The sequence below is a fragment of the Acidaminococcus fermentans DSM 20731 genome, assembly GCF_000025305.1.
Lineage (GTDB): Bacteria > Bacillota > Negativicutes > Acidaminococcales > Acidaminococcaceae > Acidaminococcus > Acidaminococcus fermentans.
The window spans coordinates 69,861-86,209 of sequence record NC_013740.1; the positions used below are offsets into that span (position 1 = coordinate 69,861).

Genomic DNA, 16,349 nt, shown 5'->3' on the forward strand with positions numbered 1-16,349 from the left:
TAGCATAGATTTTCTTTTTCTTTCTCAAACTTTTTTGACGATTTCCCGATAGGCGGTGTGCTATACTTTGGCCAAACCCCATCTGGGGGGATACAAATCCGATAATTCAAGGAGGATAACTGGTAAAATGACAAAAATCATACCTTCTTCCCTTGCGGCAGGGTTCTGCATCGGGCTGGGAGGCGCCGTATTCCTGCTCCAGACGGAAAAACTGGTGGGGGCGGTGCTGTTCTGCCTGGGCCTGTACACCATCTGTGAAATGCAGTTCCATCTGTTTACGGGCCGGGTGTGCTACGCCCTGGAACAGCCCCTGTGGCAGTGGCTCCGGTTCCCGGTGATCTGGTGCGGAAACTGGCTGGGGACGGGCCTGGCAGCCGGACTCCTGTCCCTGACCCGGGTGGGGCCGGCGGCCCGGCAGGCGGCCCAGGTACTGGTCCGGGCCAAGGACGGGGATACCCTGCTGAGCCTGTTTGTGCTGGGCTTTTTCTGCAATATCTTCGTCTACATTGCGGTGGAAGGATACAAGACCTTTCCCCTGGCCCTGGGCAAATACCTGGCCATTTTTGTGGGGATCACCGTATTCATCATGAGCGGCTATGAACACAGTGTGGCGGATATGTTCTACTATTTCATGGCGGGCCGGATGGACCCGGAGGCCCTGGTGCGGCTGCTGGTGATCACCGCCGGGAATGTGTGCGGCGGATGGGCCGCCTGGGGTGCCCGGCAGGCGGGGAAACGGGCTGCCCGGTAAAATCGGGGACAGGGGTGGTTTCCCCGGAGCTTTTTTGCTATACTCGAAGTATATTTTACTGAGGGGGCGTTAGGATGAATCCATTCCAGATCGATATTCCTGTAAAAGTACTGTTTGGGGCGGGGCAGCTGAACCGGCTCCATGAACAGGCCCTGCCGGGGAAAAAGGCTCTGATCGTAATTTCCAGCGGCAAGTCCACCCGGGCCAACGGGTACCTGGACCGGACGGAAAAAGAACTGGCGGCGGCCGGGGCAGCTGCGGAAGTCTTTGCCGGCATCCAGGCCAATCCCACCCTGGAAAGCGTGGGAAAAGGCGCCCAGGCGGCCCGGGCCATGGGAGCGGACATGATTGTGGCCCTGGGGGGCGGTTCGGTGATGGACGCGGCCAAGGCCATTGCCCTGATGGCTGTCAACGAAGGGAACCTGTGGGATTATGTGGGGTCCGGCACTGGAAAGGGCCAAAAATATGCCCACCGGGCCCTGCCGGTGATCGCCATCACCACCACGGCAGGCACCGGATCGGAAGTGGATGCCACCAGTGTGATCACCAACCAGGAAACCCATGAGAAGATCGGGCTGAAATTCCCGGATCTGTATCCCTGCCTGGCCATTGTGGATCCGGAACTGATGCTGACGGTGCCGCCCCGGCTGACGGCGTTCCAGGGGTTCGATGCCCTGTTCCACAGCCTGGAAACCTATGTGAACCGGAAAGCCAATCTGATGAGCGACATGGTGGCTTCCACTGCCATCCGGAACATCGGCGCCTTCCTGCCCCGGGCCGTGGCCCAGGGAGACGATGTGGAAGCCCGGACCCATATGGCCTTTGCCAATACCCTGTCCGGTTATGCCATGGTCCTGGGGGGCTGCACCAGTGAACATTCCCTGGAGCATGCCATGAGTGCCTACCATGAAGTCCTGCCCCATGGAGCCGGGCTGATCATGCTTTCCCTGGCCTATTTCGGCTGGCTGGCAGAGCACCATGTGTGTGATGACCGTCTGGTGGATCTGGCCCGGTTCCTGGGCCGGAAGGACGCTTCCCGGCCGGAGGATTTCCTGGAAGCCCTGGCTTCTCTCCAGAAAGCCTGCGGGGTGGACGGGCTGAAGATGAGTGAGTACGGGATCACCCCGGAAGAATTCCCCAAAATGGCGGAAAATGCCACCACTGCCATGAAAGGGTTGTTCCTGAACGACCGGATGCCTCTGAGCCGGGAGGATTGTGTGGCCGTTTATCAGAAAGCCTATCGGTAAAACAGGTTGTACAAAGGTAGTACAACCTGGGTTGTCAGCGGCCGTTGACAGGGCTGTTGCTTCTGCAACAGCCCTGTTTACCCAATTCGAAACAAAGGATGGAAATGCAGCCATGAATCTTTCTTTTCTCTCTCCCCGGGGCCGGATGCTCCTGTCCCTGGCCATATTCGGGACCATCGGACTGGTGCGCCGGTTCATTCCCCTGGGGTCCGTACCCCTGGCGTTCCTGCGGGCGGCCCTGGGGTGCCTGACCCTGCTGGTGCTGATGCAGGCCGGGCATATGCCCTTCCACTGGGACAAACTGAAGGAACGGGCACCGAAACTTCTTTTCAGCGGTCTGCTGCTGGGGCTGGACTGGGTATTTTTCTTTGAGGCCTTCAATCACACCACCGTGGCCATTGCCACCCTGTGCTATTACATGGCGCCGGTATTCATGCTGGCGGCGGCGCCCCTGGTATTCCACGAAACCATCCGCCGCCGGAAACTGGTGTGTGCGGCCATTACCATTGGGGGCATGCTGCTGGTATCCGGGGTGCTGGGCAGTGACGGGAACATCGGGGATATCACCGGAGTGCTGTGTGCCCTGGCCGGAGCCTTTTTCTATGCGGCCATCATTGTCCTGAGCAAGACCATCCAGGGGCTGGACCCCTATGAGCAGACGGCAGTTCAGCTGGGAACGGCGGCCTTTTTCCTGCTGGTGTACTGCCTTTTCACCGGGCAGATGGATTTCCAGGCCATGACCGGCACCGGCTGGGGGCTGACCCTGCTGCTGGGAGTGGTCCACACCGGGCTGGCCTATGGGATCTATTTCGGCAGCCTGACCCAGGTGCCGGCCCAGACCACCGCCATCCTCAGCTATGTGGATCCGGTGGTGGCGGTGTGCATTTCCGTATTCGTACTCCAGGAACCCATTACGGAGCTCCAGCTGGCAGGCATCTGCCTGGTGCTGGGGGGCATGATCAGCGGAGAGAGAAAGTAGGGCTGCCGGCTGGCAGCCCTGTGGTCACTAGTCTCTAGCTGAAGGAGAAATTTGCAGGCAAATTTTATGATGATCACGGAGCCCGGCCTGCACAAACGAAGATTGAATGCATTAATTTAAAGGAGAATAAAAATGGAAAACCGTATTTTTCATCCAGGTGATATTGTCCGCCATTTCAAACGGGAACGGCTGACGGAAGGGGAAAAACGGACCAACCGGTATCTGTACCAGATCGTGGGCCCGGCGGTCCATTCGGAAACCCGGGAGCCCCTGATGGTGTACCAGGCCCTGTACGGGGATTTCGGACTGTACGTCCGGCCCTACGCCATGTTCTGCAGCGAAGTGGATCACAAGAAATATCCCGATGTGAAGCAGAAGTACCGGTTTGAGAAGGTGTAGGGGGCTGTTGCTTGTGCAACAACCCCTTTTTTGTCTATTACGTTAACTATACTAGAATACTAGGTTGACGAAATGCTTCATCTCCTGTATGGTAAGGAAGTCTGAAAATTCTGGAGGTGAAGGTATGCGTTTGCGTGAAATGGTGCTGTGCGGGCTGTTCATTGCCCTGGTGGCGGTGGGGGCCCTGATCCGGATCCCGGTGGGGAGCGATGTGTATACCCTGCAGTTCATGTTTACCCTTCTGGCCGGGCTCCTGCTGGGAGGACGGCTGGGAGCCCTGGCGGTGGGGACCTATGTGCTCATGGGTCTGGTGGGGATCCCGGTGTTTGCGTCCGGGGGAGGGCCTTCCTATGTGCTCCAGCCCACTTTCGGCTACCTGGTGGGCTTTACGGTCCAGGCCTGGGTCTGCGGGAAAATGGCCCGGCAGGGAGAGGGGGAAGTGACCCTGGGCCGGCTGCTGACCATCAACCTGGTGGGGATGGTCATCGTCTATGTGCTGGGGATCAGCTATTTCTGGCTGTCGTCCAACTATCTGATCCAGGCGCCCATCGGCTTCTGGGCCGCCCTGTGGTACTGCGGGGTGCTCCAGGTGGTGCCGGATTTCCTTCTGTGCCTGGGAGCGGCCTTTGTGGGGCTCCGGTGCCGGAAGGCGGGGATCTGGGTGTGAGGGAGCTGCTGCCTGGGCAACAGCCCCTCGGTCAGCGGTCAGCGGTCAACGGTCAACGGCCAAAGGAAGGCAAATGATTTTGCCTTTGCCTTCGAATACAGGGCCCTCCGGGCGGCCGGGAGGGGCTTGTTTCCGGGGAGCCCCTGCAGCGTTGGACCGACATATGCGGTAAAGGAGAGAAAGGAAAATGGGCAAAGCGATATTTGTTACGGGAACCGGAACGGATGTGGGAAAGACCTATGTGACCGGTCTTCTGGTGAAGAAGATCCGGGACGCCGGGTTGGACGGCAGCTATTACAAGGCGGCCCTCAGCGGGGCGGAACCGGACGGGCAGGGGAATCTGGTGCCCGGGGATGCGGCCTGGGTGAAGGAAACGGCCGGGCTGAAGGATCCCCTGACAGACCTGGTGACCTATGTGTACCGGGAAGCGGTGTCCCCCCATCTGGCGGCCCGGATCAACCACCGGCCGGTGGAACTGGAAACCATCCGGGAGGCCTTCCAAAAAGCCCGGGCGCGGCATGAGTATCTCACCATGGAAGGCAGCGGAGGCATCCTCTGTCCCCTTCGCTGGGACGAAAGGCAGCACCTGCTGCTGGAAGACATGATCCGGGCCCTGGACCTGGGCTGTCTCCTGGTGGCGGATGCCGGGCTGGGGACCATCAACAGCACGGTACTGACGGTGGAATACCTGCAGCACCGGTCCATCCCCGTCCGGGGCATCCTGTTCAACCGGTGGAAACCCGGGGACCGGATGCAGGAAGACAACCGGGCCATGGTGGAAGAACTGACAGGCATCCCGGTGCTGGCCTGTGTGAAAGAAGGGGACCGGGAACTGGAAGGTCCCCTGGACGGACTGCTGGCAGCCTATGCATAAGGAGACGAAGATGGAACACAAAACAATGGAACAGCGGGACCTGGACCTGATCTGGCATCCCTGTTCTCAGATGAAAGATTACGAAACCCTGCCTCCCATGGTCATTGACCACGCCCAGGGAGTCTGGCTCTATGACATCCACGGGAAAGCCTATCTGGACATTGTCAGTTCCTGGTGGGCCAATCTGCTGGGCCACCGGAACCCGGTACTCAACGCACGGATCAAAAGCCAGCTGGACAAACTGGAACACGTGATCTTTGCCAATTTCACCCATGAACCGGCCATCACCCTGGCGGAACGGCTGAAGGTCCTGGTGCCGGAGGGTCTGTGCCGGTTCCAGTTCCACGACAACGGATCGGCGTCGGTGGAAGCGGCCCTGAAACTGTGTTTCCAGTACTGGGCCCAGACCGGGCACCCGGAAAAACAGCGGTTCATGTGCCTGACGGAAGGGTACCACGGAGAAACCATCGGGGCCCTGTCCGTAGGGAGCATGGACCTGTTCGCCAAACTGTACCAGCCCATGATGATGGACAACATCCATGTGGAAGCCCCGGACTGCTTCCGCTGCCCCTATGGCAAGGACCGGGATCACTGCCGGTGTGAATGTTTTGCCAAAGCGGAAGAAGCTTTTGTCCAGCACGGGAAGGAAACGGCGGCCATGATCGTGGAGCCCCTGCTCCAGGGCAGTGCCGGGATGCGGGTGTATCCGGCCCTGTATCTCCAGAAGCTCCGGGCCCTGTGCGATGCCTATGAGGTGAAGCTGATCGCCGACGAAATCGCCACCGGCTTCGGCCGCACCGGGACCCTGTTTGCCTGCGGCCAGGCGGGGATCACCCCGGATGTGATGTGCCTGTCCAAGGGGCTTACTGGAGGATACATGCCCATGTCACTGACGGTGACCAACCAGGAAATCTATGATGCGTTCTATGATGACTACGGCAAGCACAAAGCCTTCCTCCACAGCCACACCTATGCAGGGAATCCCCTGGGCTGTGCAGCGGCCCACGGGGTGCTGGACGTACTGGAACAGGACAGCATCCTGCCCCGGGCCCGGAAAATCGCCCAGTGGCTGACGGAAGAAATGGAAGCCCGGTTCGGGAACCATCCCCTGGTGGGGGAAATCCGCCACATCGGGCTGATCCACGCCCTGGAACTGGTGGCGGACAAAAAGACCAAAGCCCCCTTCCCGGCGGAAAAACGGCTGGGATACCAGTTCTACCGGAAAGCCCTGGAACGGGGGCTGGTGCTGCGGCCCCTGGGGGATGTGCTGTACTTCAATCCGCCCCTGACCATTACCCGGGGAGAGCTGACCCAGGCCATGGACATCCTGGAACAGGTGCTGGCTTAAAGAAGGTAAACCTAAAATAATACAAGGTTGACACAAAACGGGCGGCGGTCTATAATGGAACCATCGGATTCAACGAGCCTGATTTCGTCCTGGTCCGTCCCTCCGGATCAGCCTCATGAGAAACTCCCAGAAGGAGCTGCTGTACTTTTCTGTGCAGCAGCTCCTTTTTCGTGGTAAGATGGGGGAGCATTACTTTGGAAGACAACAGGAGGAAAAATCCCATGACCATTCTGGAACATGATATCCTGATCAGTGAAGATCTGCGCCGGGTGCCCCGGGAAGAACTGGAGAACCGGCTGGAACGGCTGCGGGAGACCCTGACCCAACAGGATCCCGGCTGGCAGATGGCGGTGATCACGGACAAACTGGACATGTATTATTTTACCGGCACCATGCAGGAAGGGGCCTTTATGGTCCGTCCCCAGGACGCCATCCTGTGGGTGCGCCGGAGCCTGGCCCGGGCCCTCAACGAGAGTCTGCTGCCGGAAGGCTGGATCCGCCGGATGCACAGCTACCGGCAGCCGGCAGAATATTACGGGGAAAATCTGCCCCGGGAAGTGTACCTGGACGAAAAACACACGTCCCTGGAATGGCTCCGGTTCTTCCGGAAGTATTTTCCCTTTGAAGCCCGGAAAAACCTGGACCAAGTGCTGGGGCGCCTGCGCAGTGTGAAAAGCGACTACGAACTGGCTCTTCTGGCCCGGAGCGGACAGATCCACGGGGATGTGCTGATGCAGGAGGCACCGGTGTTCCTGAAGGTGGGGATCAGCGAGGCAGAACTGGCCATCCAGCTGTATCTCCGGATGGTGCTGAAGGGCAGCCAGGGGGTGGCCCGGACCAACCGGCCCACCGGGGAAGACGCCATCGGCCTGGCTTCTTTCGGGAAAAGCGCCCTGGTGCGGACGGCTTTTGACGGCCCCGGGGGCACCAGCGGCACCTGCGTGGCGGTCCAGAGCATCGGATCGGCCTTCCGGCTGCTGAAACCGGGCCGGCTGGTGTACCTGGACATCCCCTGCGGAGTGGACGGGTACAATACGGATAAAACCGTGGTGTACTATTTCGGGGATCTGGACCGGGATCCGGCCAAAGAAGAGATCCTCCGGGCCTACAATTACTGTCTGGAACTGGAAAAACAGACGATGGCCCTGCTGAAGCCCGGTGCCGTACTGGGAGAAATCTATGATACGGTCATGGAGGACTTCGATCCCTACTATGAAAAGATGTTCATGAACGGGGGCCGGTTCCTGGGCCACAGCATCGGCATGTGCATGGACGAGACCCCGGTGATTGCCGGCGGGGTCAAAGACCGGGTGGAGGAAAACATGGTCTTTGCGGTGGAACCCAAAATCGCCCTGCCGGGCCTGGGGATGGTGGGGACGGAAAACACCTACCGGATCGGACCGGAGGGACCGGTATGCCTGACGGGGGGATCCCAGCCTCTGCGGGTTGTCCGTTGATTTCCCCGGGGAAGAAATGGTAAAATAACAGGATAAAATTGTTGGGATCCGGCTGCTGGCCAGCCGGCCCGGAAACAAGGGGAGCAAAGAGACACATGACAGCAGAAGAAACGGGACTCCTGGACAAACAGGATTTCCTGGAACAGAAAGAAGTCATCAAGAAACAGATCCTGGGAAACAGCAAGCTCACCGGGACGGAAAAACGCCAGACCCTCCAGGTGCTGGAAGGGTTTGAAAAATCCGTCCTCCAGGGTGGGGTGCGCCAGCACGGGATCACCAAGGCCATGCTGAAGACGGCCCTGCCTGTATTCGGAAAAATGAGTGAGGACAAGCGGCACAATGAGAAGGAACTGCGGGTACTGAAGTTCCTGACCTATTTTGTGCTCCAGGGAGTGCGGAAATGAATGCTCTGACCCTGTTTCTGCTGGCGGTTTCCCTTTCCATGGATGCCTTTGCGGTTTCCGTGTGCGGGGGACTGAAGATGGAAGGAAGGGAACGGTTCAAAGGGGGACTGATTTTCGGAGCCTGGTTCGGGGTGTTCCAGGCGGTGATGCCTCTGGTGGGCTATGAACTGGGGAGCCATTTTGCCAAAGTGGCGGATACCTATTCCCACTGGATCATTTTTGCCATCCTGGCCTACATCGGCTGGAATATGATCCAGGAAGCCGGGGAGGACCAGGAGAAAGAAAAAATCACCGGGTTCCGGACCATGCTGGGCCTGGCGGTGGCCACCAGCCTGGATGCCCTGGGGGTGGGCGTGGGCTTTGCCTTCCTGGATATCCAGATCCTGCCGGCGGTGCTGGAAATCGGCACCATCACTTTCTGCCTGTCCTTCCTGGGCTGTGCCTGCGGATCCCTGATCGGCATGTGGGGCAAGGCACGGGCGGAACAGGCCGGGGGCTTTGTGCTGCTGCTGATCGGCCTCAAAGCGGTGATCGAACATTACGGGATCCTGGACAACTGGACGCCTTTCCTGTTCTGATAAAAAGGGTGTGTTGCGCTGCAGCACACCCTTTCTTTAAAAGGAGGCAAAAATGGCCCGTCAGCGGTACATCATGCATGTGGATATGGATGCGTTCTTTGCTTCGGTGGAGCAGCTGGACCATCCGGAATACCGGGGAAAACCGGTGATCGTGGGAGGGCTGTCCGGCCGGGGAGTGGTATCCACCTGCTCCTATGAAGCCCGGAAATTCGGAGTCCATTCGGCCATGCCCATGGCCACGGCCCGGCGGCTCTGTCCCCAGGCCATCTATGTCCAGGGCCGGTACGGCCGGTATACGGAAATCTCCCGGGAAATCCGGCAGATCTTCCAGGAGTTCTCTCCGGTGGTGGAACCCTTGTCCATTGACGAAGCTTTCCTGGACCTGACGGGAATGGAAGCCCTGGTCGGGGATGTGTATGCCCTGGGACCGAAAATCAAGGAAACCATCCGGCAGCGGACGGGGCTTACCGCTTCGGTGGGGATGGCTCCCAACAAATTCCTGGCCAAACTGGCCAGCGATCTGCGGAAGCCGGACGGTCTGGTGATCATCCGGCCGGAAGAAGCGGCCGCCTTCATTGCCCCCCTGCCGGTGGGGCGGATCTTCGGACTGGGACAGCGGTCCGTGGGAGCCCTGGGAAAAATGGGAATCCGGACCATTGGTCAGCTGGCAGCCTGTGATCCCCGGCTGCTGAAGCCCCTTCTGGGAAAACAGGCGGAGGAGATCCGGGACCGGGCCCGGGGACTGGACAACCGCCCGGTGGTGCCCGACGAACAGCGGAAATCCCTGGGAAAGGAAAATACCTTTCCTGTGGATCTGACCGGCCGGGAAACCTGCCTGGGGGTGCTGTGGGATCTGTGTCAGCAGGTGGGCTGGCGGCTGCGCAGTGCCGGGCTTTCCGGCTGCACCGTGACCCTGAAGGTCAAGACCGCTTCCTTCCAGCTGCTGACCCGGAGCCGGACGGTAGAAGAACCCCTGGCCCAGGATGAAGAACTGATGGAACAGATCCGGGTCCTGGCCGGGCAGCTTCCCTGGACCTGGCCGGTGCGGCTGCTGGGGGTCAGCGTCAGCCACCTGGTGCCGGCCGGCGCCCAGAGCCTGGCGGTGGAAGACCAGCGGCAGCAGGACCGGAACCGGGCCCTGGATGCCCTGAAGCAGCGGTTCGGGGAAAACATCATCCGCAAGGGCTGGGGGAAACCGTGAAACCGGCTGGCCAGAGCCCGGGAAAAAGGGTACAATAGAACAAAACACGGAAGCAGGAAGGGAAAGCATATGGAACGGCGGAAGAAAATCGGGGTGGGGATGGTCCTGCTGGGCGCCACTTTGTGGGGCAGCAGCAGCAACAGTGTGGAATACCTGATGGTGGACCAGCATTTCACCTGGTCGGCCATCCTGTTCTGGCGGATGGTCTTTACCGGGATTTCCTTCCTGGGGATTTCCCGGTTCCAGAAGCAGGACCTGCTGGCACCCCTGAAACAGGACGGGAAATGGATGATGAAATTCATCCTTCTGGGGCTGTATCTGATGCAGGTGACCTTTTTCAAGGCCATTTACTACAGCAATGCGGCGACGGCCACCGTTCTCCAGTACACCATGCCCGCCATCCTGCTGCTGATGTATCTGGTAAAAGATTGGCGGCTGCCCACCCGCCGGGAAGTGGTGGCGGTGGTGCTGGCTCTCCTGGGGACGGCCCTGATTGCCACCAAGGGGCAGGGGGCGGCCCTGGCGGTTTCCGGAGAAGCCCTGTTCTACGGCATCCTGGGAGCCTTCGGCATGGCCTTCTATACGGCCTATGCGGCGGTGCTGCTGAAAAAGTACAGCTGTTTCCTGATCCTGGGCTGGGGAAGCCTGGGAAATGCCCTGCTGCTCCAGCTGTTCCACCATCCCACCCTGGAAGGGGCCGTCCTGGACATCCATACGGCGGCGGCTTTCGGGATCCTGTTTGTGCTGGGGACCCTGGTGGCCTACTATGTGTACCTGGAAAGTACCAAGTATATCCCTCCGGCGGAAACCGGCGCTTTGGCCGCCTTTGAACCGCTTTCCGCCTACTTTTTCTCCGTGGTGGTCATGGGGAACCGGGTGGGGCCGGTGGAACTGGTGGGGGCCCTTTGTATCATCGTGATGGTCTGTGTCCTGACCCGCAATGACTGAATACGGGAAAGACAACAAAAATCTGTTGACAGACCGCTGCTGAATGCCTATAATGTAAATCATACTGAAACGGTAGTGATTAAAAAGGAAATCTTTTGGGGGAGGCAATGACAATGAGCGAAGAAAAGAAATACCATTTTGAGACCCTGCAGCTCCATGTAGGGCAGGAACAGGCCGATCCGGCCACCGATTCCCGGGCAGTGCCCATTTACCAGACCACATCCTATGTGTTCCGGAACAGCCAGCACGCCGCTGACCGGTTTGCCCTGAAGGATGCGGGCAACGTATACGGCCGGCTGACCAACCCAACGGAAGATGTCTTTGAAAAACGGATCGCCGCCCTGGAAGGCGGGGTGGCTGCCCTGGCCACGGCCAGCGGCGCTGCGGCTGTGACCTACGCCATGCAGGCCCTGGTCCATGCCGGCCAGCACATTGTCTGCGCCACCACCGTATACGGCGGGACCTATAACCTGTTTGAACATACGTTCCCGGATTTCGGCATTGAGACCACTTTCGTGGATCCCACCAAAGGCGTCCATGTTTTTGAAGAAGCCGTCCGGGAAAACACCCAGGCCATCTACATTGAATCCGTGGGCAACCCCAACGCCAACCTGATCGACATCGATGCGGTGGCGGCCATTGCCCACAAGCACAAGATCCCTCTGGTGGTGGACAGCACCTTTGCCACTCCTTATCTGCTGCGGCCCTTTGAACACGGGGCTGATGTAGTGGTCCATTCCGCCACCAAATTCATCGGCGGTCACGGCACCACTCTTGGGGGCATCATCGTGGACAGCGGCAAATTCGACTGGGTGGCTTCCGGCCGGTTCCCCTGGCTGGTTGATCCCAACCCCAGCTACCACGGCATCAGCTTTGCCAAGGATGTGGGACCTGCCGCCTATGTAACCTATATCCGCACCCTGATCCTGCGGGATACCGGGGCCACCCTGTCTCCCTTCAACGCTTTCCTGCTGCTCCAGGGCACCGAAACCCTGTCCCTGCGGGTGGAACGGCAGGTGGAGAATGCCCTGAAGGTGGTGGACTTCCTGGCCAAGGATTCCCATGTGGCCAAGGTGAACCATCCGTCCCTGCCCGATCATCCGGATCATGAACTGTACAAGAAGTACTTCCCCAACGGCGGGATTTCCATCTTTACCTTTGAAATCAAAGGGGGCGCCGCTGCGGCCCAGAAGTTCATCGACCATCTGAAGATCTTCTCCCTGCTGGCCAATGTGGCGGATGTGAAGAGCCTGGTGATCCATCCGGCTTCCACCACCCATTCCCAGATGAACGAAGAAGAACTGGCGGCTTCCGGGATCACCCCGGCCACCATCCGGCTGTCCATCGGCACCGAACACATCGACGACATCATCGACGATCTGAAACAGGCTTTTGCCGCGTTGGATTGATGGGTAAAAAAGGTGCTGCACATGAAATCCCATGTGCAGCACCTTTTTTTGACAGCTGACCGTTGACGGGGGTGCGGCACAGAATGTGCCGCACCCCCTTTTTCTATGTTATAATAAAAATTATCCATCCCAAACAGAGAAAGGCAGGCGGTTCCATGACCCGTACCACAACCAAAGACATGACTTCCGGCAACATTCCCCGGCTGATCCTGGAATTTGCCCTGCCACTGATGATCGGCAATGTTTTCCAGATGCTGTACAATACGGTGGATTCCATTGTGGTGGGGAATTTCGTGGGGACCCAGGCCCTGGCTGCCGTCAGTTCCACCACCATGATCACCAACATGTCGGTTTTCTTTTTCAACGGATTTTCCATCGGTGCCACGGTGATCATCGGCAAATGCTTCGGGGCAAAGGATCACGGGCTGCTCCATCGGGCGGTGGAAACCACCATGGCTGCCACCTTCCTTCTCTGCGTCCTGTTCACCGTGTTCTTTTTCACCGGCACGGATTTCATGCTCCATTTCATGAAAACGCCGGCGGATGTGTTCGACCAGGCGGCCCTGTATCTCCGGATCTATTTTGCCGGGGTCACCGGCCTCCTGCTCTACAACATGGGCAGCGGGGTGCTCCGGGCAGTGGGGGACACCAAACGGCCCCTGTATTTCCTGATCCTCACCAGTGTGCTGAACATTTTCCTGGATCTGCTTTTTGTGCTGGTGTTCCACTGGGGCATTGCCGGGGTGGCCTACGCCACCATCATTGCCCAGTTCATTTCTGCCGGGGCCACCCTGGCGGTGCTGCTCCGGACCCGGGATGTGTACCGGTTTTCCTTCCGGGATCTGTGTTTGGACGGGAACCTCCTGGGGCAGATTTTCCGGGTGGGCCTGCCTACGGCCATCCAGAGCATCATCACCTCTTTTTCCAACATTTTCGTCCAGTCCTACATCAACTTTTTCGGGGCCACGGTAATGGCCGGGTGGGGCTGCTACAACAAACTGGATCAGTTCATCATGCTGCCGGTGCTGTCCATGGCCATGGCGGCCACCACCTTTGTAGCCCAGAACATCGGGGCCCGGCAGGAAGAACGGGCCAACGACGGGACGGTTTCCTCCATTGTCCTGAGCCTGGCCATTACCGGGACCATTGCCGCCCTGCTGTTCATTTTTGCGGATTTCTCCCTGCGGCTGTTCACGGGAGATGAAGCGGTGATCCGGTCCGGGGTGGACTTTATCCATGTGAACATCTTCTTCATGATGTTCAACTGCGTGAACCAGGTGCTGGCCGGGGCGCTCCGGGGCCGGGGAGATTCCATGGGCCCCATGGTGATCATGCTCCTGTCCTTTGTGCTGGTCCGGCAGATCTACCTGTACATCATGACCCGGTACATCAGCAACACCCCCCTCACCGTGGGCTTCGGCTATCCGGTGGGCTGGGCCACCTGCTGTGTGCTGGAAGTGCTGTATTTCTGGCTGTATTGGAAGCATAAGGAGGGGTGAAAAATTCACACCCCCGGTTGCGGGCCGCGACTCACAGCTCGCGACCCATGACAAAAAAGCTGTGAAGAAATGGGTTTTTCATTTCTTCACAGCTTTTTTTATCCCACCATCCCAATCAGCTTTTCCACCAACTGGCCGCTGCGGATGAAGCTTTTCAGGTCCAGGTTTTCTTCCAGGGTGTGGTTTTTGGTGTAGCCGGTGGCCACGCCCAGGGAGGGCAGGCCTTTGGCGTTGAAAATGTTGGCATCCATGCCTCCGCCGCCCTGTTCGATCCGGGGGGCGATGCCCAGGGCTTCCAGGGCTTTGACGGCGGTCCGGATCACCGGCTCCGTTTCTGCCAGCTGGAAGGGCGCAAAGGAAATCTCCGCTGCCGTGCGCACCCGGGCGCCGGTGCCAGCCGCAGCTTCCTGGCAGTGGCGCTGGAAATAGTCCATGTAGGCTTCCAGTTTTTCCTGGTTCCGGCTCCGGCTTTCCCCTTTGACCCAGGCCCGGTCGCACACGATATTGGTGGCGGTGTTGCCGGTGCCCATCAGGGGGAAGTTGGCAACGGTCTCTTCATCCAGCCGTCCGTCCTTCAGGGTATCCAGGATGTGGCACAGAATGTGGGCGGCGTTGATGCCTTTTTCCGGTTCATTGCCCGCATGGGCGGCTTTTCCCAGGATTTCCGCCTGGAGCTTGGCCAGGCCGGGAGCCCCGTTGATCAGCCGGCCCAGGGTACCGGGGCTGTCCATCACATAGCAGAAGGGGCTTTGGAACCGGGACAGGTCCAGGGCCCGTCCCCCCCAGAGCCCGGATTCCTCCCCTACGGTGAAGGCGATTTCCAGCCGGGGCAGGGGCTTCCGGGAGGCCAGGGCCCGCCGGACCCCGTCCAGGATGGCGCAGATGCCGCTTACATCGTCGGCAGCCAGGATGGTGGTGCCGTCGGACACCAGGCACCCGTCCTTTTCCCGGGGCCGGATATGGAGCCCGTTGGCCACCCGGTCCATGTGGCTGCAGAACAGGATGGCTCCGGGACGGTCTCCTTCCCGGACGGCGGTGAGGTTCCCTGTATTCCCGCCAAAGGTGTCTCCCGCCCGGTCTTCGGTGACGGCAAAGCCCAGGGCCCGGAGTTTGGCCGTCAGAACATCGGCAATGGCCCGCTCCTGGCCGGAAGCGGAATCGATCATGACCAGTTCTTTGAATTCTTCAATGATATCCATGGTTTTCCTCCTTGTCAGCCGCTGTTACAGGATCTTGGCCATAATGGTGGCCACCACAATGGAAAGCACCGTGACGGAGGTGAATCCGGAAATCACGTAGGCGGTGCCGATCCGTTTTTCCAGGTAGTCGATTTCTTCCGGGGTTTTCCCCACGGCTTTGGAAATTTCCTCGCTGATCAGCTGGGTACCGGGATACCCGATCATCTGGCACATGGCGATGCCGATGCACAGGTCCTTGTCCCCAACGATTTTCCACAGGGGGAGGAGCTTGAAGGCCAGGATGATGCCTGCCACGGTTACGGCGAAGACGGCCACCACCGTGATCCCCAGCTGCCCCAGCATGCTGAAATCCACTTTGGCCAGGGAGGGGACGATGGCGGTGAGGGCACCGAAAATGAAGAAGCCGCTGGCGTTGGCATTCTTTTTCAGCAGATTGGCCGGTACCAGCCCCAGATTCCGGAGCACCAGACCGATGATCATGCACCACAGGAACATCCCCACCCAGTTGTGGGTCAGTTTGCCACCGATGGTGCCCAGCCAGGCGGCGGCAGCCCCGATGAACAGGCTGATATAGATGGTGAACCGGCGGGTGTTCCGTTCCGCCCAGGAAAGACGGGGGCTGTCCTGGGGGAGTTCTTCCTGGTCCAGGATGCTGTCCGGATCTTCCGCCTTCAGCTGCCGGAATTCCTCCACATACCGGCGGGCGGCCTTCAGCCCGAAATAGGAGGCGGGCAGGGTTCCCACGAACTTCTGGGTGGCGTACAGGAAGGCGGCCAGGGCGGCGGTCATGGCCAGCCCCTGGTCGGAAGCGGCCTTTACCATGGTGGTGGTGGCAATGATGCCCCCGTTGATCACCGGTGCGGCAGCCAGGGCATTGGCCCGTCCGATAAAGGGAATCAGCACCAGGCAGGAAACGATGGCAATGGCCATGGCGATGCAGCTGGCGGCCACGGAGCGCCATTCCCGCTTCAGCATGGCCAGGTCAATGGTGGTGCCCATGTTCAGCAGCAGCATCACCATGGAAATGGGCCCCAGGGTGGTGAGCCCGGCCCGTTTGATGATATCCGGGGGAATGATCTTGAAAATGAACAGGACCAGAAAGGTCATCATAATTACAAAAAGAGAAGAAAGACGGGCCCTGGTCAGCTGGGATATCAGATCCCCAAAGGCAAAGACGGCCAGGACGATCAGCAGTGCGGTCCACATGGTCATAAAAAAGCCCCCTATAAAATCAGAGTGGGGCGGTGAAGGATTTTCACGCCCCGGATACGAAAGACCAGTTTTGGCAGAAAACTGGAAAATGAACGAAGAAATTCTATCACCTGCAGGGGGAATGTGTCAATGGATTCTTGCACATTCATCCATTGTCTGCTATAGTTTGTTTACGAT

Annotated in this window: 16 protein-coding genes; 14 read left to right on the top strand and 2 right to left on the bottom strand. The window is 59.1% G+C overall.

Translation table 11 applies throughout. From position 1 onward, the window contains the following. Positions 1-55 precede the first annotated feature (55 nt). The 14 genes from ACFER_RS00305 (at position 56) to ACFER_RS00370 (ending at position 13,761) form a co-directional block, all read left to right on the top strand. Complete coding sequence (locus ACFER_RS00305) at positions 56-751, top strand: formate/nitrite transporter family protein (protein WP_227898336.1); 696 nt, start codon at positions 56-58, stop codon at positions 749-751. Between the two features lie 74 nt (positions 752-825). Further along, positions 826-1,998: an iron-containing alcohol dehydrogenase gene (locus tag ACFER_RS00310; protein ID WP_012937453.1), complete on the top strand. Its 1,173-nt coding sequence runs from the start codon at positions 826-828 to the stop codon at positions 1,996-1,998. Positions 1,999-2,110: 112 nt separating this feature from the next. After that, positions 2,111-2,977, top strand: a complete 867-nt coding sequence (locus tag ACFER_RS00315; protein WP_012937454.1) for a DMT family transporter — start codon at positions 2,111-2,113, stop codon at positions 2,975-2,977. Positions 2,978-3,109: 132 nt separating this feature from the next. Beyond that, the gene (locus ACFER_RS00320) at positions 3,110-3,376 is read left to right on the top strand and encodes a DUF1653 domain-containing protein (RefSeq protein WP_012937455.1); all 267 of its coding nucleotides are present in this window, start codon (positions 3,110-3,112) and stop codon (positions 3,374-3,376) included. Positions 3,377-3,500: 124 nt separating this feature from the next. After that, on the top strand, positions 3,501-4,043 hold the full coding sequence (locus tag ACFER_RS00325; protein ID WP_012937456.1) for a biotin transporter BioY: 543 nt from the start codon (positions 3,501-3,503) through the stop codon (positions 4,041-4,043). A gap of 187 nt (positions 4,044-4,230) precedes the next feature. Beyond that, positions 4,231-4,917 (top strand): dethiobiotin synthase, encoded by a 687-nt coding sequence (bioD, locus tag ACFER_RS00330; RefSeq protein WP_012937457.1) that lies wholly within the window; start codon positions 4,231-4,233, stop codon positions 4,915-4,917. A 10-nt stretch (positions 4,918-4,927) separates the two neighbouring features. Next, complete coding sequence (gene bioA, locus ACFER_RS00335; protein ID WP_012937458.1) at positions 4,928-6,265, top strand: adenosylmethionine--8-amino-7-oxononanoate transaminase; 1,338 nt, start codon at positions 4,928-4,930, stop codon at positions 6,263-6,265. Positions 6,266-6,486: 221 nt separating this feature from the next. Next, on the top strand, positions 6,487-7,722 hold the full coding sequence (locus ACFER_RS00340) for a M24 family metallopeptidase (protein ID WP_012937459.1): 1,236 nt from the start codon (positions 6,487-6,489) through the stop codon (positions 7,720-7,722). 95 nt (positions 7,723-7,817) lie between these two features. After that, positions 7,818-8,126, top strand: coding sequence for a hypothetical protein (locus ACFER_RS00345; RefSeq protein ID WP_012937460.1), 309 nt, complete (start codon positions 7,818-7,820; stop codon positions 8,124-8,126). Next, on the top strand, positions 8,123-8,704 hold the full coding sequence (locus ACFER_RS00350; protein WP_012937461.1) for a manganese efflux pump MntP: 582 nt from the start codon (positions 8,123-8,125) through the stop codon (positions 8,702-8,704). Before ACFER_RS00345 ends, ACFER_RS00350 begins: the two co-directional genes overlap by 4 nt. Positions 8,705-8,756: 52 nt before the next feature. Next, positions 8,757-9,905: a DNA polymerase IV gene (gene dinB / locus ACFER_RS00355; protein ID WP_012937462.1), complete on the top strand. Its 1,149-nt coding sequence runs from the start codon at positions 8,757-8,759 to the stop codon at positions 9,903-9,905. A 69-nt stretch (positions 9,906-9,974) separates the two neighbouring features. Continuing rightward, positions 9,975-10,853, top strand: a complete 879-nt coding sequence (locus tag ACFER_RS00360; RefSeq protein ID WP_012937463.1) for a DMT family transporter — start codon at positions 9,975-9,977, stop codon at positions 10,851-10,853. Positions 10,854-10,966: 113 nt separating this feature from the next. Then, on the top strand, positions 10,967-12,262 hold the full coding sequence (locus ACFER_RS00365; protein ID WP_012937464.1) for an O-acetylhomoserine aminocarboxypropyltransferase/cysteine synthase family protein: 1,296 nt from the start codon (positions 10,967-10,969) through the stop codon (positions 12,260-12,262). 155 nt (positions 12,263-12,417) lie between these two features. Then, positions 12,418-13,761: an MATE family efflux transporter gene (locus ACFER_RS00370; protein WP_012937465.1), complete on the top strand. Its 1,344-nt coding sequence runs from the start codon at positions 12,418-12,420 to the stop codon at positions 13,759-13,761. Between the two features lie 98 nt (positions 13,762-13,859). Here the strand turns inward: ACFER_RS00370 and ACFER_RS00375 are convergent, their stop codons facing one another. Together ACFER_RS00375 and ACFER_RS00380 are read right to left on the bottom strand one after the other, a co-directional pair. After that, positions 13,860-14,960 carry a M20/M25/M40 family metallo-hydrolase gene (locus ACFER_RS00375; RefSeq protein WP_012937466.1) on the bottom strand — a complete coding sequence of 367 codons (1,101 nt, stop codon included), beginning with the start codon at positions 14,958-14,960 and terminating at the stop codon, positions 13,860-13,862. A 24-nt stretch (positions 14,961-14,984) separates the two neighbouring features. Continuing rightward, on the bottom strand, positions 14,985-16,172 hold the full coding sequence (locus ACFER_RS00380) for a hypothetical protein (RefSeq protein WP_012937467.1): 1,188 nt from the start codon (positions 16,170-16,172) through the stop codon (positions 14,985-14,987). Positions 16,173-16,349 lie beyond the last annotated feature (177 nt).

Excerpts from the sequence above, each read along its gene's own strand:
- ACFER_RS00310 (WP_012937453.1), top strand. The coding sequence starts at position 826 with ATGAATCCATTCCAGATCGATATTCCTGTAAAAGTACTGTTTGGGGCG.
- ACFER_RS00315 (WP_012937454.1), top strand. The coding sequence starts at position 2,111 with ATGAATCTTTCTTTTCTCTCTCCCCGGGGCCGGATGCTCCTGTCCCTG.
- ACFER_RS00320 (WP_012937455.1), top strand. The coding sequence starts at position 3,110 with ATGGAAAACCGTATTTTTCATCCAGGTGATATTGTCCGCCATTTCAAA.
- ACFER_RS00325 (WP_012937456.1), top strand. The coding sequence starts at position 3,501 with ATGCGTTTGCGTGAAATGGTGCTGTGCGGGCTGTTCATTGCCCTGGTG.
- bioD (WP_012937457.1), top strand. The coding sequence starts at position 4,231 with ATGGGCAAAGCGATATTTGTTACGGGAACCGGAACGGATGTGGGAAAG.
- bioA (WP_012937458.1), top strand. The coding sequence starts at position 4,928 with ATGGAACACAAAACAATGGAACAGCGGGACCTGGACCTGATCTGGCAT.
- ACFER_RS00340 (WP_012937459.1), top strand. The coding sequence starts at position 6,487 with ATGACCATTCTGGAACATGATATCCTGATCAGTGAAGATCTGCGCCGG.
- ACFER_RS00345 (WP_012937460.1), top strand. The coding sequence starts at position 7,818 with ATGACAGCAGAAGAAACGGGACTCCTGGACAAACAGGATTTCCTGGAA.
- ACFER_RS00350 (WP_012937461.1), top strand. The coding sequence starts at position 8,123 with ATGAATGCTCTGACCCTGTTTCTGCTGGCGGTTTCCCTTTCCATGGAT.
- dinB (WP_012937462.1), top strand. The coding sequence starts at position 8,757 with ATGGCCCGTCAGCGGTACATCATGCATGTGGATATGGATGCGTTCTTT.
- ACFER_RS00360 (WP_012937463.1), top strand. The coding sequence starts at position 9,975 with ATGGAACGGCGGAAGAAAATCGGGGTGGGGATGGTCCTGCTGGGCGCC.
- ACFER_RS00365 (WP_012937464.1), top strand. The coding sequence starts at position 10,967 with ATGAGCGAAGAAAAGAAATACCATTTTGAGACCCTGCAGCTCCATGTA.
- ACFER_RS00370 (WP_012937465.1), top strand. The coding sequence starts at position 12,418 with ATGACCCGTACCACAACCAAAGACATGACTTCCGGCAACATTCCCCGG.
- ACFER_RS00375 (WP_012937466.1), bottom strand. The coding sequence starts at position 14,960 with ATGGATATCATTGAAGAATTCAAAGAACTGGTCATGATCGATTCCGCT.
- ACFER_RS00380 (WP_012937467.1), bottom strand. The coding sequence starts at position 16,172 with ATGACCATGTGGACCGCACTGCTGATCGTCCTGGCCGTCTTTGCCTTT.